The organism is Micromonospora trifolii (assembly GCF_050516465.1).
Lineage (GTDB): Bacteria > Actinomycetota > Actinomycetes > Mycobacteriales > Micromonosporaceae > Micromonospora > Micromonospora trifolii.
Window position 1 is genome coordinate 5,483,854 of sequence record NZ_CP191526.1, and the last position, 15,509, is coordinate 5,499,362.

A 15,509-nucleotide genomic window follows, 5' to 3' on the forward strand; every position below is an offset into this window, starting at 1 on the left:
GAAAGCGCGATGACGACGGCGCAGCGGCCGACGCTCGAAGCGGTGGCAGCGCGGGCCGGGGTGTCCCGCGCCACCGTTTCCCGGGTGGTCAACGGCTCCACCACCGTCGCCGAACCGATCCGCGAGGCGGTCACCCGGGCGGTCGCCGAGTTGGGGTACGTCCCCAACCTGGCGGCCCGCAGCCTGGTCACCCAGCGCACCGACTCGATCGCCCTGGTCATGCCGGAGGCGGCCACCCGGGTCTTCTCCGACGACCAGGTCTTCCCCGGCATCATCCGGGGCGTCAGCCAGGAGCTGGAGGCGGCCGACAAGCAACTGGTGCTGATGCTCGCCGGCTCCCCGGCCGGGCATCATCGGGTCGAGCGGTACACCACCGGCCGGCACGTCGACGGCGTGCTCTTCGCGTCGCTGCACGGCGCCGACCCGCTGCCCGGCACACTGGCCCGACTCGGCATCCCGGTGGTGGTCAGTGGCCGCCCGCTCGGCGACGTGCCCGTCCCGTACGTCGACGTCGACCACGTGGGCGGGGTGACCGCAGCCGTTCGACACATGATCGACAGCGGTCGCCGACGGATCGCCACCATCGCCGGGCCACAGGACATGGTCGCCGGGATCGAACGGCTCAGCGGCTACCGCAGCACGGTCGCCGACGCGGGGCTGCCCGAGCTGATCGCCATCGGTGACTTCACCCGGGAATCCGGGTCGGCGGCGATGCGCCGCCTGCTCGCCGAACATCCCGACCTCGACGGCGTTTTCGCCGCCTCCGACCTGATGGCGCACGCCGCCCTGCGGACGCTGCGCGAGGCTGGTCGGCGGGTGCCCGACGACGTGGCGGTGGTCGGCTTCGACGACATCGAGACCGCCGCCTACACCGAGCCGCCGCTGACCACCGTCCGGCAGCCGATCGTGGAACTCGGCCGCCGGATGACCCGCCAACTGCTCCGGCTGGCCGCCGGGGAGAGCATCGAGCAGGCGATCATGCTCCCCACCGAGCTGATCCGCCGCGCCTCGGCCTGACCGCGGCGGGCAATTTATTGCGTCGCTCGGGCGGGGGATCCTGGTTAGCCTCGCCGACATGCCGGATCCTGTCGCGCTGCTCAGCTGTTCCCACCAAATCGTCGAGGTCGAGGCCATCGCGGCCGTACGGATGGGGGCCTGACATGCGCATCCGGGTGGCGCAGCCGGACGACGCCCCGGGCGTGGTGGCGCTGCGGGCGATCGTCTACCCGTACCAGGTGCGCGGCGTCGAGTCGACCCGGAAGATGATCGCCGAGCCGGTACCGGGCAGGGACTGGGTCGCCTTCGTGGCCGAGGTCGATGCCCAGGTCGTCGGTTGGGTGACGGCCCAACGCAACGACTCGACCTCGACGGCGAACTTCGGTGACATCACCCTCCTGCACGTCCACCCGGAGCACCGGCGGCGCGGCATCGGCACCGCGCTGCTGGCAACCGCGACAGGTCACCTCGCACCGCTGGGGGTCCGCCGGCTCCGCACCTTCGCCCAGCCGGACGCGCTGCCGTTCGCCCGTCGGCACGGCTACGAGCCCAGTCGCGAGCTGCGCTTCTCGGCGCTCGATCTGAACCCGGCACCCGCGCTGCCCGACCCGCCGCCGGGCGTACGGCTACTTCCGATCACGGAACTGGCCCCGCAGCGGCTCTACGCGGCGGACGTGGCCGCGGCCCTGGACGAGCCGGGCGACGTACCGGTCGACTCGATCAGCTACGAGAGCTGGCTGTACGACGTCTGGGACAACCTGGGCCTGGACAAGGAGGCCAGCACCGCCGTCGAAGTCGACGGGGAGGTGGCCGCGTTCAGCCTGGTGAAGCGGGACGGGGACCGGATGTGGTCGGACTTCACCGGCAGCCTCCCGGCGTACCGCGGCCGAGGGCTGGCCCGGCTGGCCAAGACGGTGGCGCTGCACCGGGCCGCCGCGAACGGCGTGCGCGTCGCGTACACCTCGAACGACGAGGCGAACGGGCCGATGCTCGCGATCAACACCCGGCTGGGCTACCGCCCGGTGGCGGCCGAGTGGTCCTGCCTGGCCGACCTGACCTGATCAGCAGTCACCCTCAGTACGAGAGCGGATCAGCTGCTCAACGGCGAGGTGCGCGGAATGCCCCCTGTGCCGCGACAGAAAGTGCAAGATCGCGGAAGTGACGAGCCCGAACTCGTCGATCATGGAGTTGTGGTGCCTGTTTTGGTGCGACATGGGCGCTTTACCACCCACCACAACTCCATGATCAACGGGGTAGCGGCGGGGTTGACCTACTCAGCATCAAGTGGATCAAGGAGAAGGCAGGTGTTCAAGGCGAGGGCCGCTCCTCGAACACCTGGCGGGCGACGGCGTGGGTGTCGGGGCCGAAGAGCACCAGGCGGGCCTCGGTGACGGTGGTCGGGGTGGCCGAGCGCAGCACCGCCAGCGCCTGACCGACCGCGTCGTCGACCGGCCAGCCGTAGATGCCGGCGGAGATCAGCGGAAAGGCCACAGTGCTCGCGCCCAGCTCGTCGGCCACCCGCAGGCTGTTGGCGTAGCAGTCGCGCAGCAGCGCCGACCTGTCGTCGGTGGCCGACCAGACCGGCCCGACGGTGTGGATCACCCAGCGCGCCGGCAGCTCCCCGGCGGTGGTCGCCACCGCCTGGCCGGTGGGCAGCCCTTTGCCGTAGCGGGACGCCCGCAGCGCCCGGCAGTCGGCCAGGATGGCTGGCCCGCCGCGCCGGTGGATCGCGCCGTCGACCCCGCCGCCGCCGAGCAGGGACGAGTTCGCGGCGTTCACGATGGCGTCCGCCCGCTGGGTGGTGATGTCCCCCTCGACCAGGGTGATCTCCATGTCAGCTCTCCTCGATCGGCTGGCCCATCGAGCGACGGGCCAGCAACGTGGCACCGGCGACCGCGGCCGGCATGATCAGCACAGCGCCGAGCGGAATCAGGAAGCAGAGGAAGACGGCCACCCCGAAGCCGAGCGCGGTGGGCCGGTCGGCCTTCAGGATCGTCCGGCGCTGCGGCAGCCGCATCCCGCGTCGGTAGAACGGCGCACCGACCAGCTCGACGGCGAGGAACCACCCGCCCACGGCCGCCCCGATGACCGGGACGACCGTCTGACCGATCACCGGGATGAAGCCGGCGACGAAGAGCGGGATGCCGACCAGCGCCGTGAGCGCCACCAGGCGTACCGAGTCGGCGAGGCTGCGGCGCAGCGACGACCAGAACGGCACGTCCACCGCGCCCGGCGTGCCGCCGTACCGCTGCTCGACCTGCTCGGAGATCTTCTCGTAGAAGGGGTCGCCGATGACCAGGGTGACCGCGGTGAAGGTGAGCACGCCGAGCAGGCCGCCGAGCCCCAGGAAGGCCAGCCCGGCGATCACCCGGACCAGGCTGCGGCCGGTGCTCGACCAGTCGTCGGCGAACGGGGTGACCAGCGCGGCGAGGTCGTCCACGAAGTACACCAGCGTGGCGAGCGCGGCCAGGAAGAGCACGCCGGAGATCAGCGCCGGCACGATGCCGAGCAGCATCAACCCCGGGCTGCGGACGTAGAGGCCCAACCCGCGCAGGAGCAGCCCCGCCCCGGCGAGGAAGCGTCCGACGACCCCGGTCACCGGGCTGGCGATTCTGCTGGCATCCACGATCGAGCAGCCTAACCAGCCGTGATCGGATCCGCCGGGCGGAGCGCTAGCAGCGACTCACCGCGTACACATCAACCGGTTGACGGACGGCAGTGATCCACCGGGGACGCTGAGGTTCGTCGCTGACCGGTCGATTCGCCGCCGGCTCACCCCGACAACCCTTGAGGGGTACGAAGTCAGCGGCGGCGGAAGGCGGCACGATGCCGGTCATCGAGGTGACCCACCTGAAGAAGCGGTACGGCGACCTGATGGCGGTGGACGACGTGTCGCTCGCCGTGGAGGCCGGCGAGATCTTTGGCGTCCTCGGTCCCAATGGCGCAGGCAAGACCACCACCGTGGAGTGTGTCGCCGGGTTGCGTGTCCCCGACGGGGGCGGGGTGTCGGTCCTCGGGCTCGACCCCCGCCGGGACGCGGCCCAGCTACGCCAGCGGGTCGGGGTGCAACTCCAGGAGAGTCAACTGCCGGACCGGCTGCGGGTGGCCGAGGCACTGGAGTTGTACGCCTCGTTCTACCGGAACCCGGCCGACCCGGCCGAGCTGATCGACAAGCTGGGCCTGGGCGACAAGCGGAACACCGCGTACAAGAAGCTCTCCGGCGGTCAGAAGCAGCGACTCTCCATCGCGCTGGCCCTGGTGGGCAACCCGGAGATCGCGATCCTCGACGAGCTGACCACCGGGCTGGACCCGCAGGCTCGCCGGGACACCTGGGGTCTCATCGAACAGGTCCGCGACAGCGGGGTGACGATCGTGCTGGTCACCCACTTCATGGAGGAGGCCGAGCGGCTCTGCGACCGGGTCGCGGTGATCGACCGGGGTCGGGTGGTCGCCCTGGACAGCCCGGCGGGCCTGGTGTCGACGGTGGCTCCGGAGCAGCGGATCCGGTTCCGGCCCTCGGCTCCGGTCGACGACCGGCTCCTCACCGACCTGCCCGAGGTCTCCGCCGTGCAGCGCACCGGCAGCCAGGTGGTGGTGACCGGCACCGGTGAGCTGCTGCACGCCGTCACCTCGGTGCTCGCCCGTCACCAGATCGTCGCCGCGGACCTGCGGCTGGAGCAGTCCACCCTCGACGACGCCTTCGTCGAGCTGACCGGGCACCGGCCCGCCAACTGAGAGGGAGCCAAGCCAGCATGCACGCCTTCCGCAACATCCTGAGAATCGAGGCGCGGCTCTATCTGCGGGACCTGCCGACGCTGCTTCTCACCGTCGGGCTGCCCACAGTGATCCTGGTGGTGCTCGGGCTGGTTCCCTCGCTGCGCAAGCCGGATCCGACCTTCGACGGGCAGACCTTCGTCAGCTATTTCGCCCCGTCGTTGCTGGTGGTCACCCTCGCCATGGTGGGGGTGAACATCCTGCCGGCCGTGCTGGCCACCTACCGGGAACGCGGCGTGCTGCGCCGGCTGGCGACCACCCCGGCGCATCCGGCGGCGCTGCTCGCCGCCCAACTGGTGCTGGCCCTGGCCGGGATCCTGGCCAGCGCGCTGCTGCTCATCCTGGTCGCCCGGCTCGCGTTCGGGGTGCCGTTTCCCCGGCACCCGCTCGGCTTCACGCTGGCGTTCATCCTCGGCACGGCGGCCCTGCTGTCGCTCGGCCTGCTGGTCGCCGCCGTGGCCCGCACGACGAAGGCCGCACAGGCCCTGGCCGTGCCGCTGTTCCTGGTCACCATGTTCTTCGGCGGGGTCTACCTTCCCCGGTTCCTGCTCCCGGACGTCGTGGCGCGGATCGGCGACTACACGCCGCCCGGGGTGCAGGCGCTCCTCGACGCCTGGACCGGCACCCCGCCGCAGCCGCTGCACCTGGGGATAATGGCGGTGATCGCCGTGGTGGCCGGCGCCGGCGCGGCGAAACTGTTCCGCTGGGAGTGAGCGGAGATGCGATGACCTGCAACGGTGGGCACGACCGTCTGACCAGTTGGCGAGAGCGCGAGGCGAGCCTCTATCGGGTGTTCCCCTTCGGCGGGCTGGCCCTGGGCACCCTGCTGGCCCTCGTCGCACCGGCACCCCACCACCTCGGGGCGCTGCCCACCCTCGCCATCGCCGTGGCGGCCGGATGCTGGGTCGCCTGGTTCGTCACAGTGCACCCCGGCTGGCAGAGCCGGCGCACGCTGATGGCGGTCTACTACGCCGGGCTGCTCACGTTCGCCGCCGCACTGGTGGCCGCCAGCCCGTGGTACGGCTTCTTCGCCTGGATCGGCTACATCCACGCCTTTCCGGTGCTGCCCGGGCGCTGGCGGGTCGCCGGCGTGGTCACCACGGCCGCCCTCGTCGCCACCTCTCAGGGCGGCGGCCTGTCGGTGGTGGTGTCGCACTGGCCGCTCTGGCTGGTGCTGGTGTTGTTCAACCTGGTGGTGGCCGGCTCGGTGAGCTGGTTCGCGATGGTCGCCGAACAGGAGGACGCCAAACGCAAGCGGTTGGTGGCGGAACTCGGCGAGACCAACCGCCAGCTCACCGAGACGGTCAGTGAGAACGCCGGGCTGCACGCCCAACTGCTCACCCAGGCCCGGGAGGCCGGCGTACTGGACGAGCGGCAACGAATGGCGCGCGAGATCCACGACACCCTGGCGCAGGGGTTGACCGGCATCATCACCCAACTGGAGGCGGCCGAGCAGACCCGCGACCGGTCCGCCGACTGGCGCCGGCACGTCGACAACGCGCTCGCGCTGGCCCGGGAGAGCCTCACCGAGGCCCGCCGCTCGGTACAGGCGGTCCGTCCGGAACCGTTGGAGACGGCCCGGCTACCGGATGTCCTCGCCGAGCTGGGCGGGCGCTGGGCGGCCCTCAACGGGGTACGGGCCGACGTGGCCACCACCGGCACGCCCCGCCCGCTGCACCCGGAAGTCGAGGTGACCCTGCTGCGGGCCGCCCAGGAGGCGCTGTCCAACGTGGCCCGGCACGCCGCCGCGTCGCGGGTCGGGCTGACCCTGTCGTACATGGCGGACGTGGTCACGCTTGATGTCCGTGACGACGGGACGGGTTTCGACCTCACCGACCAGCCGCTGCCCCGTGAGCCGGGTGGCGGGTACGGACTGACCGCCATGCGACAGCGGGTGACCCGGGTCGGTGGCGAGTTGGCCGTCGAATCCGAGCCGGGCAGCGGCACCGCCATCTCGGCGTCCGTCCCCGCGCTACCCGGAGGTGCCGGTTGACCGCCCCGGTTCGACTGCTGATCGTCGACGACCATCCGGTGGTGCGGGACGGGCTGCGGGGGATGTTCACCGGCGACCCCGATTTCGAGGTGGTGGGCGAGGCGGCGGACGGTTCGGAGGCGTTGGCCCAGGTCGCGACGCTGCGGCCGGACGTGGTGCTGATGGACCTACGGATGCCCGGGATGGACGGGGTGACCGCCATCGGCAGGCTGGCTCGCGCCGGCAGCACCGCCCGGGTGCTGGTGCTCACCACCTACGACACGGACGCGGACGTGCTGCCGGCGATCGAGGCAGGTGCGACCGGTTACCTGCTCAAGGACACCCCTCGGGAGGATCTGGTCCGGGCGGTCCGGGCCGCGGCCCGGGGTGAGTCGGTGCTCGCGCCGAGCGTCGCCGGCCGGCTGATGGGCCGGCTGCGCGCACCCGCCGAGGAGCCGCTCAGCCAACGGGAGCTGGAGGTACTCACCCTGGTGGCCCGGGGTGCCTCCAACCGGGAGGCGGCGACCCGCCTGTTCATCAGCGAGGCCACCGTCAAGACGCACCTGCTGCACGTGTACGCCAAGCTCGGGGTCAACGACCGGGCTGCCGCGGTGGCCACCGCGTACGACCGGGGGTTGCTGACGCCCGGCGGGCGGTGAGCGGCACCGGGCAGGATGGTCGGGTGCGCGCGTCCCGACTGATCTCGTTGCTGTTGCTGTTGCAGTCGCGCGGGTCGATGACCGCGAGCGAGTTGGCGCGGGAGCTGGAGGTCTCCGAGCGGACCGTCTACCGGGACGTCCTGGCGCTCTCCGCCGCGGGCGTGCCGGTCTACGCCGACCGGGGGCGGGCCGGCGGTTACCGCCTGCTCGGCGGGTACCGCACCCGACTGACCGGGCTGACCCGGGACGAGGCGGAGGCGCTCTTCCTCGCCGGACTGCCCGGGCCGGCCGGCGAGATGGGGCTCGCCGACGCGGTCGCGTCCGCCGAACTGAAGGTGCTCGCCGCGCTGCCACCCGCCCTGCGCGACGCGCCGGCGCGCGCCGGGCAGCGGTTCCACCTGGACGTGCCGGGCTGGTTCCGGGAAACCGCGCCACCGCTGTGGCTGCCCGAGCTGGCCCGGGCGGTCTGGGGCGACCGGGTGGTGGAGCTGCGCTACCGACGCGGCGACCGGGAGGTGACCCGCCTGGTCCAGCCGTACGGCCTGGTGCTCAAGAGCGGGGTCTGGTATCTGGTCGGCCGGGTCGGCGAGGATGTGCGCACCTACCGGGTGGACCGGGTCACCGGGGTCGAGGTGGGCGACGAGCACTTCGACCGCGACGAGGGCTTCGACCTGGCCGGGCACTGGCGCGAGCAGGCCGGGTCGTTCCTGCGGACAATGCTGCGGGCCGAGGTCGCCGTCCGGCTGAGCCCCGCCGGCCTGCGCCAGCTCCGGCACCTGGTCGATGCCCCCTTCGTGTACGACGAGCTGGTCGCCGCCGCCAGCCCGCCCGACGGGCAGGGCTGGGTGGTGGCGCGGTTGCCCGTCGAGTCGGTCCAGGTGGCGTACCACCAACTGCTGGGGCTCGGCCCCGAGGTGGAGGTCCTCGGCCCACCTGAGCTGCGGCAGTTGTTCGCGGAGAGCGCCGACCGGCTCGCTGCGCTCTACCGGTAGCCGGTCACGTCCGCCGGTTTGCCCGCGTCGACCACCTCGGTGATGTAGCGGAAACCCTCGGGTTGGCTGCCGTCGAGGTCGGTGAACCCGTACACCTTGGACAGCGTGCCGGCGTCGACGGACCTGCCGCTCCAGCGGGCCTTCTCCTCGTCGGCGGCGAGCGCGGCCACCGCCCGGCCGACGAAGGCCGGGGTCTCCGAGATGAGGAAGTTCGGGTCGGTGGCGGCGCCGTCGCGCCAGTTCTCCTCGGTCACGCCGAAGTGCTCCAGCATCGCCTCAGAGCGGATCCAGCCGGGGGTGAGCGCCACGGCCGTGCAGCCGTGCGGCTTCAGCTCGTGCGCCTGGCTGAAGGCGAGCCGGTTGACCGAGACCTTGGCCAGGTCGTAGAAGACCGACAGCCGGTAGTTCTCGTCGTTGTACGCCTTGGTGCCGTCACCCATCTCCACCACCAGGCCGCCGGGCTTGCGGATCAGCAGCGGCAGGGCGAAGTGGCTGGTGATGATGTGCGTGTCGACGGCCAGTCGCAGGGTACGGAAGCCGGCGTCGAGCGGCTGCTCCCAGACCGGCTTGTCCCAGGTGACCAGTGGGTCGCCGCCCCAGATGTCGTTCACCAGCACGTCGAGTCGACCCTGCTCGGCGTCGATCCGGGCGACCAGGTCGCGGACCTGCTCGGGCGCCAGGTGGTCGACCTGAACGGCGATGCCGGTGCCGCCGGCCGCGCTGACCAGCTCGGCGGTCTCCTCGATGGTTTCGGGTCGGTCCATCTCGGAGCGGCCGGCCCGGGTGCTGCGACCGGTGGCGTAGACCGTGGCACCGGCCGCGCCGAGCTGAACGGCGATCTGCCGCCCGGCACCACGGGTGGCACCGGCGACGAGCGCGATCTTTCCTGTGAGCGGTTGTGTCATGCCTGCGACGTTGTCAGGAATACCTGACAACCGACGTCCGAATTCGGTACTCGATCTAGTCGACCAGCCGGACCCGGACGCGGCGGTTGGCCCGGCCCTTGCTCTCCACCTTGACCACCTGGACCTTGCCGATCTGGGCGGTGGAGGCGACGTGGGTGCCGCCGTCGGCCTGCACGTCCAGCCCGACGATGTCGACGATCCGGACCTCCTGCTCATCCGGCGGGATGAGGTTGGACTGGGTACGGATGATGTCCGGCAGCGCCAGCGCCTCGGTGCGCGGCAGCACCCGGGTGGCGACCGAGCGGTCGGCGGCCACCTCGGCGTTGACCAGCTCCTCGATGCGGCTCTTGAAGTCCGGGGGCACCTCGGGGAGGTTGAAGTCCATCCGGGCCTCGCCCGGCTCCATCGAGTTTCCGGTGACGAGCGCGCCGAAGTCGCGGAACACCACACCGCAGAGCACGTGCAGGCCGGAGTGGGTACGCATCAGCCGGGTGCGGCGCTCGTCCTCCACCGCGCCGACGACCTCGGTGCCGACCGGCGGCAGCGGGTCACCCTCGGCCGGGATCAGGTAGGGGTCGTCGCCCTTGCGGGTGCCGACGATCCGGGTCTGCACGCCCTGCCAGAGCAGCACGCCGTGGTCGGGTGGTTGACCACCGCCGCCCGGGTAGAACGCCGAACGGTCCAGCACGATGCCCTGCTCCGCATCGGAGTGCAGGACCGTGCACGTCCATTCGCGCAGGGTCGGGTCGGCAAGGTCCAGCCGGTGCGTGCGGCCATGCTGTGTGACGCCCATGACAGGGCAGGCTACTCGTTCAGGAAGCCGGAAATGCGGTCCCGCAGATCGGCGCGTTCCGACCAGAGCACGCCGGGCCGGTCGTACACGTGCAGGGTGGCCTGGGGCAGCGCGACGGCTAGCCGCTCGGCGACCTCGACCGGGTGCAGGTCGTCGCCGGCGCAACCGATCACCAGCGCCGGCGCGGTGACGCCCGTCAGGTCACCGATCTGGCGCAGCGGTGTCTGGTCGGTGAGCGTGGCCAGACCGTCAGCCAGACCGTCGCGGAGCAGTTGGTCGAGCCGTTGGCGCAGGTAGGCCCACCCGGCCGGGGTGTTGCGCACCGCCGGGGGCAACTCCAGCGTGACGATGTCGGCGACCGCCGAGGCGTCCCCGCTCTCCACCGCCTCCAGCAGGTCGGTGACGCGTTCCCGGGCGGTCGGCCCGCGTGGCTCGTCGAGGACCGCCGGCAGGAAGAAGACCAGTTTGTCGAAACGCTCCGGGCTCTCCACGAGGAGTCGGCAGAGGGCACCCGCGCCGAGGCTCGCGCCGAACGCCCGGCTGGCGCCCCCGAGGTCGGCGATCGCCCGCAGATCCCGGGCCAGGTCCAGGTAGTCCCACGGCCCGTCCGGAGCTTCGGAGCGGCCGTGCCCGCGGAACTGGAAGAACACCTTGCGGCCGTTCACCCCGCTGCCGAACGGACGGGTGGTGGCGATGCCGTTGCCCAGCCCGTGCGCGAACACGGTGACCGGATCACCGGTGCCGGTGACCAGCCGCTCCAGCCGTACGCCGTGCGGGGTGGTGACCAGCTCGGTCTCCGGCTCCGGCAGCGCCGGCCGGCCGGTACGCGGCCCACCCGGCCCGGGCCCCCAGGTGCGGGGCCCGCTGTCGGGTGGGGGCGGCCAGCGAAAACCTCTCACCAGAACCCTTTGCCATCGCTCAGGTCGCGCAGACCGACCCGGACGTCCAGCAGGTAGATGAGCGCGGCGGCGATGCCGATCAGTCCGAAGAGGCTGATCGGACCGAAGCCGAGCAGGGTGAGCACGAGGCAGACCGCCAGGATGGCGATCCAGCCGCCCTTGGGCAGCGTCCCGATGGCGGGGAAGGCGTCGGAGCGCTGCGTGACGGCATGCACCAGCGCGACACCCTGGATGATCAGCGCGAAGACGAGCAGAATCAGCTCGATCACGTAGCGGACTTCGAACGCGAAGATCGGCGCGGCGTTGGCCATGTCGGCAAGTTTATGTCCACGACCCCGGCTACGTCCGACAAGGACGCCGCCGGGGTCGTCGACAGGATGAGCTACTCGGCGGCCGGGCGGGTCCGCTTGGTGGCCCGGGGAAGCTTCGCCGACGGGGTCTCGACCGGCTTGGCAGCCTTCGGCGCGCGGGCGACCTTCTTGACCGCGGCCGGCTTGGCCTCGGCGATCTCGGCCACGTCGGCCGGGGTCGGCACGTTGGCGGGGGCCGCAGCGGTGGGGGTGGTGGCAGCGGTGGGGGTGGCCGGCGTCACGGCCTCGGTGGCCTCGATGTCGGCGTTGACCGTCTCGGCGGCCTCCAGCACGCCGGCACCGACGACCCGCTCGCCCCGGGCGACCAGCGCGCCGTACGCGGCGAACGCGCGCTCCTGGGCGACCTGGGCGCCCGCGACCACCAGGGCGGCGTTGCGGGTCGCGGCGGCGCGCAGCTTGTCGATGTCGGCCACCTCGCGCAGCTTCGCCAGGTCGGCGGTCTCGTTGGCGGTGCGCAGCGTCTCGGTGGCCTTCTGCTTGAGCTCGAAGCCGGTCAGCACGGCCCGGCCACCCAGGTCGGCGACGACCCGGGTGCTGAGGACGCCGACCACGGCCGGCAGCTTGCGCAGCTGCTCGATGGCCAGCTCACCGGCGCCGGCTGCGGCGTAGATCGGGGCGGGGATGCGGTTGGTCTTCGGCTCGCTCATGACGTCTCCTCTTCGGCCGCCTCGGCGGCCTTCTTCTTCTGGGGGATGTGGGTGCTGCCCGGGGCGGGGGCGGTGCCCGCCTCGGTGACGGCGACCGACTCGAGCACGGCCTCGGTCGGGGTGCCGCCCACTGTGGTGGGGCCGGTGGCGGCCACATTGGCCAGGTCCGCGGCCTCGCTGGCGGGCTGGTCGGCCTGCGCCGCCTCGGCTTCGGCCTGGGTCTCGGCCAGCCGGGTGTTCTCCCGGCGGAACGTCTCGTAGATCTGACTGAGCGACTGCTTCTGCGCCATCGTCAGGTCGGCGTCCACGGCGATGGCGGCGAGCACCCCGTGGCCTTCCTTGTCGTCGAGCAGACCGGCGCGCAGGTACATCGCCGGCGTGGAGACCCGCAGCGCGCTCGCCAGTTGCTGGAGCACCTCGGCGCTGGGTTTGCGCAGGCCGCGCTCGATCTGGCTGAGGTACGGGTTGCTGACCCCCGCCTGCTCGGCGAGCTGCCGTAGCGAGATCTTGGCGTTGCGCCGCAGATCGCGGATGAACCCGCCGACGTCGGGAAGGTCCTTGGGTGTGGCCATGGCAGCGACGCTAATCGCCCGCGCTAGCTCTTGCAAGCAAAACGCTAACCATAGTTAGCAAGGTCTCAGCACCCCGTTTGCGCGCCGCTCGGCCGATCCGTACGGTCCGTCCGTGCACAAGATCACAGTCAATGGAGCAAGCATCGCGTACGACGAGGCCGGCACCGGCTCGCCCGTCGTCCTGCTGCACGCCGGAATCGCCGACCGGCGGATGTGGCGGGGGCAGGTGTCCGCGCTCGCCGCCCGGCACCGGGTGATCGTCCCGGACCTGCGCGGCTACGGAGACTCGGAGCTTCCGCCGACCCCGTTCACGCACCACGACGACGTGGCCGGGCTGCTGGACGCGCTCGACCTGCCCCGGGCCGCCCTGGTCGGCTGCTCCTTCGGTGGGGCGGTCGCCATCGACACCGCGCTGGCCCACCCCGACCGGGTGAGCGCGCTCGCGCTGTTCGACACGGCGGTCTCCGGCAACGAGTGGTCCGACGAGGCGAACGACCTCTGGGACGACCTGGTCGGAGAGGTCGACCCGGACGACTTCGTCGCCGGCGCGGCCGGCGAGGTGCGGTTCTGGGTGGTCGGCCCGCGACGCCAGCCGGAGGACCTCGACAGGGAGCTGCTCGCGTTCGCGCAGGAGATGGACCAGCGTGCCCTCGCCGCAGAGCTGGCGCTCGGCGCGGTCGAGGTGGGAGAGCTGTCGCCACCGGCGATCGGCCGTCTCGGCGAGCTGAAGATCCCCGTCCTGGTCACCGCCGGCGCCGCGGACGTGCCGGACATCAGTCGGCTCGCCGACCGGATCGCCGCCGAGGTCCCCGGCGCGGTACGACTGCCCGACGTGCCGGACGCGGCGCACCTGCTGCCGCTGGAGCGTCCGGAGCCGGTCAACGCCGCGCTGCTCGACTTCCTGAGCTAGCCACCGCCGCCGGCAGACCTGCCGCGATGAGCGCTATACCTCAGAGTCATATTCATACCTGTGAGGTATAGCGCTCGATCCGGAGTTGGCCGCCACGGCGGGCCGGCGGGCCGGTGGTGTCACCAGAGCGGGCGGACCGCCCCGACCGGGACCCCACCGCCGAAGAGCGGCACCTCGGCGTACTCGGTCAGCACCGGAGCGTCCACGCCGAGCCGGCGCAGCGCGGAGACCAGTACCGGCATCCGGGCCCGGTCGGCGCCGTCGTCGACCTTCAGCGCGACGGCGCCGACGCCCGGCAGCGCCACGGCGATCACACCCTCGGCACCGACCTTGGCCAGCAGCCCCGGGACACCACGCATCAGCCGGGTGTCGTCGGCCTGGGTGCCACCCACGATCTCCGGGTACGCCCGCATCGCGTCGGCCACCGTGCGCGGCACCGAGCCGGGCTCGGCGTCGACCAGCCGGAGGTACGCCCCGGCCAGGCCGGTCAGCGACACCGCGAGGACCGGGGCACCGCAGCCGTCGACCCCCACCGCCGCCGCCTGCTCGCCGGTGAACTCCTCGATGGCGGCCCGCAGCCGCTGCTGTAGCGGGTGCTCCGGCCGCCAGTAGCCCTCCCGCGACCAACCGGCGGCCTCGCAGGTCAGCAGCATCCCGCTGTGCTTGCCGGAGCAGTTCATCTGCACCCGGCTCGGGCCGCCACCGGCGCGCAGCACCGCCTCCCGGGCCGCGGCGCCCACCGGCAGGTCGGGTGGGCAGTGCAGCGCCGACGCGTCCAGCCCGGCGCGTTCCAGCAGCGCACCGACCCGGGCCAGGTGGAATTCCTCGCCGGCGTGACTCGCCGAGACCAGCGCCACGTCGGCCGGGTCGGTCAGGGCCAGACCGGCCCGGAGCATCCCGATCGCCTGCATCGGCTTGCTGGCCGAGCGGGGGAAGATCGGCGAGGTCACGTCCCCGGCGGACGCCACCGCGACACCGGCGGCGTCCAGCACCACCACCGAACCGCGGTGCGCACCCTCCACGAACCCGGACCGGACCACCTCGGCGAGCGGCGCGCCGCCCTCGTACGTCTTCGTCACGCGCTGGACGGTACCGACGGTCCGGGGGTGCCCGGCGGCGGGGTGACCAGGAGGTCCACCGCCCGGGTGACAGGGGCGCGGGACAGACCCGGCCTTACAGCCCGAGCAGCTCGCGGGCCTCGGTAGTGGTCAACGGCGGGCGCTGAGCGAGCTGGGCGAAACCGACCGCGCGGGCGACCAACTGCATGTTGGACTCCACCGGGCGGCCCTTCGCGTACGTCACGGTGTCCTCCATGCCGACCCGCAGGTGCCCGCCGGTCGACAGCGAGGCCAGCAGCACCGCGATGGTGCTCCGGCCGACGCCGGTGGCCGAGAAGGTGGTGCCCTCGGGCAGGTCCCGCAGCATCCGGTGGGCCGCGACCAGGGTCTCGGTGGTGCCCGGCATACCGCCCGGCACGCCCATCACGAAGTCGACGTGCACGTGCCCGCCGGCCGGCAGCCCGTACTTGCCGAGCAACCGCTGCAAGGCGGACAGGTGGCCGAGGTCGAAGATCTCGTACTCCGGCACGATCCCGCGTTCCTGCATGCGGGTGTGCAGGTCGACGATGAACTCCCAGCGGTTGAGGAAGACGTCGTCGCCGAAGTTGACGGTGCCCATGGTGCAGGAGGCCATGTCCGGACGGGCGTCGAGCACGGCGAGCCGGGCGGCCTCCGGGTCGGTCACCGCGCCGCCGGAGGAGAGCTGCACGATGAGGTCGGTGCTCTCTCGCAGCGCCGCCACGGTGTCGGCCAGCCGCACCGGGTCGAGCGTCGGCCGGGCCTCGTCGTCGCGGATGTGGACGTGGATCACGGCGGCGCCGAGCGCCTCGCACTCCTTGGCGGTGAGCAGCAACTCGTCGAGGGTCACCGGCAGCGCCGGCACCTCCGCCTTGGCCGACTCAGCGCCGGTCGGGGCCACCGTGATCAACGTCCCTGTCGTCATGCCGGCGATCCTAGACGG

18 protein-coding genes are annotated in these 15,509 nt (G+C 72.2%); 8 read left to right on the forward strand and 10 right to left on the reverse strand.

Features of this window, described 5'->3' with window-relative positions; translation table 11 throughout:
• Nucleotides 1-9 precede the first annotated feature (9 nt).
• Together ACQRWP_RS25520 and ACQRWP_RS25525 are read left to right on the forward strand one after the other, a co-directional pair.
• Entirely contained in the window at nucleotides 10-1,017 is a 1,008-nt protein-coding gene (locus ACQRWP_RS25520; RefSeq protein ID WP_354940597.1) for a LacI family DNA-binding transcriptional regulator, read from the forward strand.
• Nucleotides 1,018-1,160: 143 nt separating this feature from the next.
• On the forward strand, nucleotides 1,161-2,057 hold the full coding sequence (locus ACQRWP_RS25525) for a GNAT family N-acetyltransferase (RefSeq protein WP_430498310.1): 897 nt from the start codon (nucleotides 1,161-1,163) through the stop codon (nucleotides 2,055-2,057).
• A 247-nt stretch (nucleotides 2,058-2,304) separates the two neighbouring features.
• On the opposite strand, the gene ACQRWP_RS25530 is transcribed toward ACQRWP_RS25525, so the two are convergent.
• Together ACQRWP_RS25530 and ACQRWP_RS25535 are read right to left on the reverse strand one after the other, a co-directional pair.
• Nucleotides 2,305-2,829, reverse strand: coding sequence for an O-acetyl-ADP-ribose deacetylase (locus ACQRWP_RS25530; protein ID WP_430498312.1), 525 nt, complete (start codon nucleotides 2,827-2,829; stop codon nucleotides 2,305-2,307).
• A gap of 1 nt (nucleotide 2,830) precedes the next feature.
• The gene (locus tag ACQRWP_RS25535; RefSeq protein WP_430498314.1) at nucleotides 2,831-3,622 is read right to left on the reverse strand and encodes an EI24 domain-containing protein; all 792 of its coding nucleotides are present in this window, start codon (nucleotides 3,620-3,622) and stop codon (nucleotides 2,831-2,833) included.
• A gap of 200 nt (nucleotides 3,623-3,822) precedes the next feature.
• On the opposite strand from ACQRWP_RS25535, the gene ACQRWP_RS25540 reads away from it, so the two are divergent.
• Genes ACQRWP_RS25540 through ACQRWP_RS25560 form a run of 5 tightly spaced genes read left to right on the forward strand, consistent with a single transcriptional unit; the run spans nucleotide 3,823 to nucleotide 8,393 of the window.
• Nucleotides 3,823-4,731 carry an ABC transporter ATP-binding protein gene (locus ACQRWP_RS25540; protein WP_430498316.1) on the forward strand — a complete coding sequence of 303 codons (909 nt, stop codon included), beginning with the start codon at nucleotides 3,823-3,825 and terminating at the stop codon, nucleotides 4,729-4,731.
• Nucleotides 4,732-4,748: 17 nt separating this feature from the next.
• On the forward strand, nucleotides 4,749-5,483 hold the full coding sequence (locus ACQRWP_RS25545; RefSeq protein WP_430498318.1) for an ABC transporter permease: 735 nt from the start codon (nucleotides 4,749-4,751) through the stop codon (nucleotides 5,481-5,483).
• Nucleotides 5,484-5,494: 11 nt separating this feature from the next.
• On the forward strand, nucleotides 5,495-6,763 hold the full coding sequence (locus ACQRWP_RS25550) for a sensor histidine kinase (RefSeq protein WP_430498319.1): 1,269 nt from the start codon (nucleotides 5,495-5,497) through the stop codon (nucleotides 6,761-6,763).
• Nucleotides 6,760-7,401 (forward strand): response regulator, encoded by a 642-nt coding sequence (locus ACQRWP_RS25555; protein ID WP_430498321.1) that lies wholly within the window; start codon nucleotides 6,760-6,762, stop codon nucleotides 7,399-7,401. The genes ACQRWP_RS25550 and ACQRWP_RS25555 overlap by 4 nt, the downstream gene beginning before the upstream one ends.
• 23 nt (nucleotides 7,402-7,424) lie before the next feature.
• Nucleotides 7,425-8,393 carry a helix-turn-helix transcriptional regulator gene (locus tag ACQRWP_RS25560; protein WP_430498326.1) on the forward strand — a complete coding sequence of 323 codons (969 nt, stop codon included), beginning with the start codon at nucleotides 7,425-7,427 and terminating at the stop codon, nucleotides 8,391-8,393.
• Here ACQRWP_RS25560 and ACQRWP_RS25565 read toward each other — a convergent pair.
• The 6 genes from ACQRWP_RS25565 to ACQRWP_RS25590 all read right to left on the reverse strand — a co-directional run bounded on the left by ACQRWP_RS25565 (nucleotide 8,384) and on the right by ACQRWP_RS25590 (nucleotide 12,580).
• The gene (locus ACQRWP_RS25565; protein WP_430498328.1) at nucleotides 8,384-9,298 is read right to left on the reverse strand and encodes an SDR family oxidoreductase; all 915 of its coding nucleotides are present in this window, start codon (nucleotides 9,296-9,298) and stop codon (nucleotides 8,384-8,386) included. The two genes, ACQRWP_RS25560 and ACQRWP_RS25565, sit on opposite strands and share 10 nt — an antisense overlap.
• A gap of 55 nt (nucleotides 9,299-9,353) precedes the next feature.
• A complete protein-coding gene (locus tag ACQRWP_RS25570; protein ID WP_124858939.1) occupies nucleotides 9,354-10,091 on the reverse strand; it encodes an alanyl-tRNA editing protein in 738 nt (245 codons plus the stop codon).
• A gap of 11 nt (nucleotides 10,092-10,102) precedes the next feature.
• Complete coding sequence (locus tag ACQRWP_RS25575; protein WP_430498330.1) at nucleotides 10,103-10,990, reverse strand: alpha/beta fold hydrolase; 888 nt, start codon at nucleotides 10,988-10,990, stop codon at nucleotides 10,103-10,105.
• Nucleotides 10,987-11,301 carry a DUF2516 family protein gene (locus ACQRWP_RS25580; protein ID WP_030327754.1) on the reverse strand — a complete coding sequence of 105 codons (315 nt, stop codon included), beginning with the start codon at nucleotides 11,299-11,301 and terminating at the stop codon, nucleotides 10,987-10,989. The genes ACQRWP_RS25575 and ACQRWP_RS25580 overlap by 4 nt, the downstream gene beginning before the upstream one ends.
• A 71-nt stretch (nucleotides 11,302-11,372) precedes the next feature.
• The gene (locus ACQRWP_RS25585) at nucleotides 11,373-12,008 is read right to left on the reverse strand and encodes a hypothetical protein (RefSeq protein ID WP_430498333.1); all 636 of its coding nucleotides are present in this window, start codon (nucleotides 12,006-12,008) and stop codon (nucleotides 11,373-11,375) included.
• Nucleotides 12,005-12,580, reverse strand: coding sequence for a helix-turn-helix domain-containing protein (locus ACQRWP_RS25590; RefSeq protein ID WP_430498334.1), 576 nt, complete (start codon nucleotides 12,578-12,580; stop codon nucleotides 12,005-12,007). Before ACQRWP_RS25590 ends, ACQRWP_RS25585 begins: the two co-directional genes overlap by 4 nt.
• A gap of 112 nt (nucleotides 12,581-12,692) precedes the next feature.
• On the opposite strand from ACQRWP_RS25590, the gene ACQRWP_RS25595 reads away from it, so the two are divergent.
• Nucleotides 12,693-13,490, forward strand: coding sequence for an alpha/beta fold hydrolase (locus ACQRWP_RS25595; RefSeq protein ID WP_430498336.1), 798 nt, complete (start codon nucleotides 12,693-12,695; stop codon nucleotides 13,488-13,490).
• A 119-nt stretch (nucleotides 13,491-13,609) separates the two neighbouring features.
• Here the strand turns inward: ACQRWP_RS25595 and ACQRWP_RS25600 are convergent, their stop codons facing one another.
• Together ACQRWP_RS25600 and ACQRWP_RS25605 are read right to left on the reverse strand one after the other, a co-directional pair.
• A complete protein-coding gene (locus ACQRWP_RS25600; RefSeq protein ID WP_430498338.1) occupies nucleotides 13,610-14,569 on the reverse strand; it encodes an asparaginase in 960 nt (319 codons plus the stop codon).
• A gap of 94 nt (nucleotides 14,570-14,663) precedes the next feature.
• Nucleotides 14,664-15,491, reverse strand: a complete 828-nt coding sequence (locus ACQRWP_RS25605; protein WP_210782456.1) for a 3-keto-5-aminohexanoate cleavage protein — start codon at nucleotides 15,489-15,491, stop codon at nucleotides 14,664-14,666.
• Nucleotides 15,492-15,509: the final 18 nt, after the last annotated feature.

Excerpts from the sequence above, each read along its gene's own strand:
- ACQRWP_RS25520 (WP_354940597.1), top strand. The coding sequence starts at position 10 with ATGACGACGGCGCAGCGGCCGACGCTCGAAGCGGTGGCAGCGCGGGCC.
- ACQRWP_RS25525 (WP_430498310.1), top strand. The coding sequence starts at position 1,161 with ATGCGCATCCGGGTGGCGCAGCCGGACGACGCCCCGGGCGTGGTGGCG.
- ACQRWP_RS25530 (WP_430498312.1), bottom strand. The coding sequence starts at position 2,829 with ATGGAGATCACCCTGGTCGAGGGGGACATCACCACCCAGCGGGCGGAC.
- ACQRWP_RS25540 (WP_430498316.1), top strand. The coding sequence starts at position 3,823 with ATGCCGGTCATCGAGGTGACCCACCTGAAGAAGCGGTACGGCGACCTG.
- ACQRWP_RS25545 (WP_430498318.1), top strand. The coding sequence starts at position 4,749 with ATGCACGCCTTCCGCAACATCCTGAGAATCGAGGCGCGGCTCTATCTG.
- ACQRWP_RS25550 (WP_430498319.1), top strand. The coding sequence starts at position 5,495 with ATGACCTGCAACGGTGGGCACGACCGTCTGACCAGTTGGCGAGAGCGC.
- ACQRWP_RS25565 (WP_430498328.1), bottom strand. The coding sequence starts at position 9,298 with ATGACACAACCGCTCACAGGAAAGATCGCGCTCGTCGCCGGTGCCACC.
- ACQRWP_RS25570 (WP_124858939.1), bottom strand. The coding sequence starts at position 10,091 with ATGGGCGTCACACAGCATGGCCGCACGCACCGGCTGGACCTTGCCGAC.
- ACQRWP_RS25580 (WP_030327754.1), bottom strand. The coding sequence starts at position 11,301 with ATGGCCAACGCCGCGCCGATCTTCGCGTTCGAAGTCCGCTACGTGATC.
- ACQRWP_RS25585 (WP_430498333.1), bottom strand. The coding sequence starts at position 12,008 with ATGAGCGAGCCGAAGACCAACCGCATCCCCGCCCCGATCTACGCCGCA.
- ACQRWP_RS25590 (WP_430498334.1), bottom strand. The coding sequence starts at position 12,580 with ATGGCCACACCCAAGGACCTTCCCGACGTCGGCGGGTTCATCCGCGAT.
- ACQRWP_RS25605 (WP_210782456.1), bottom strand. The coding sequence starts at position 15,491 with ATGACGACAGGGACGTTGATCACGGTGGCCCCGACCGGCGCTGAGTCG.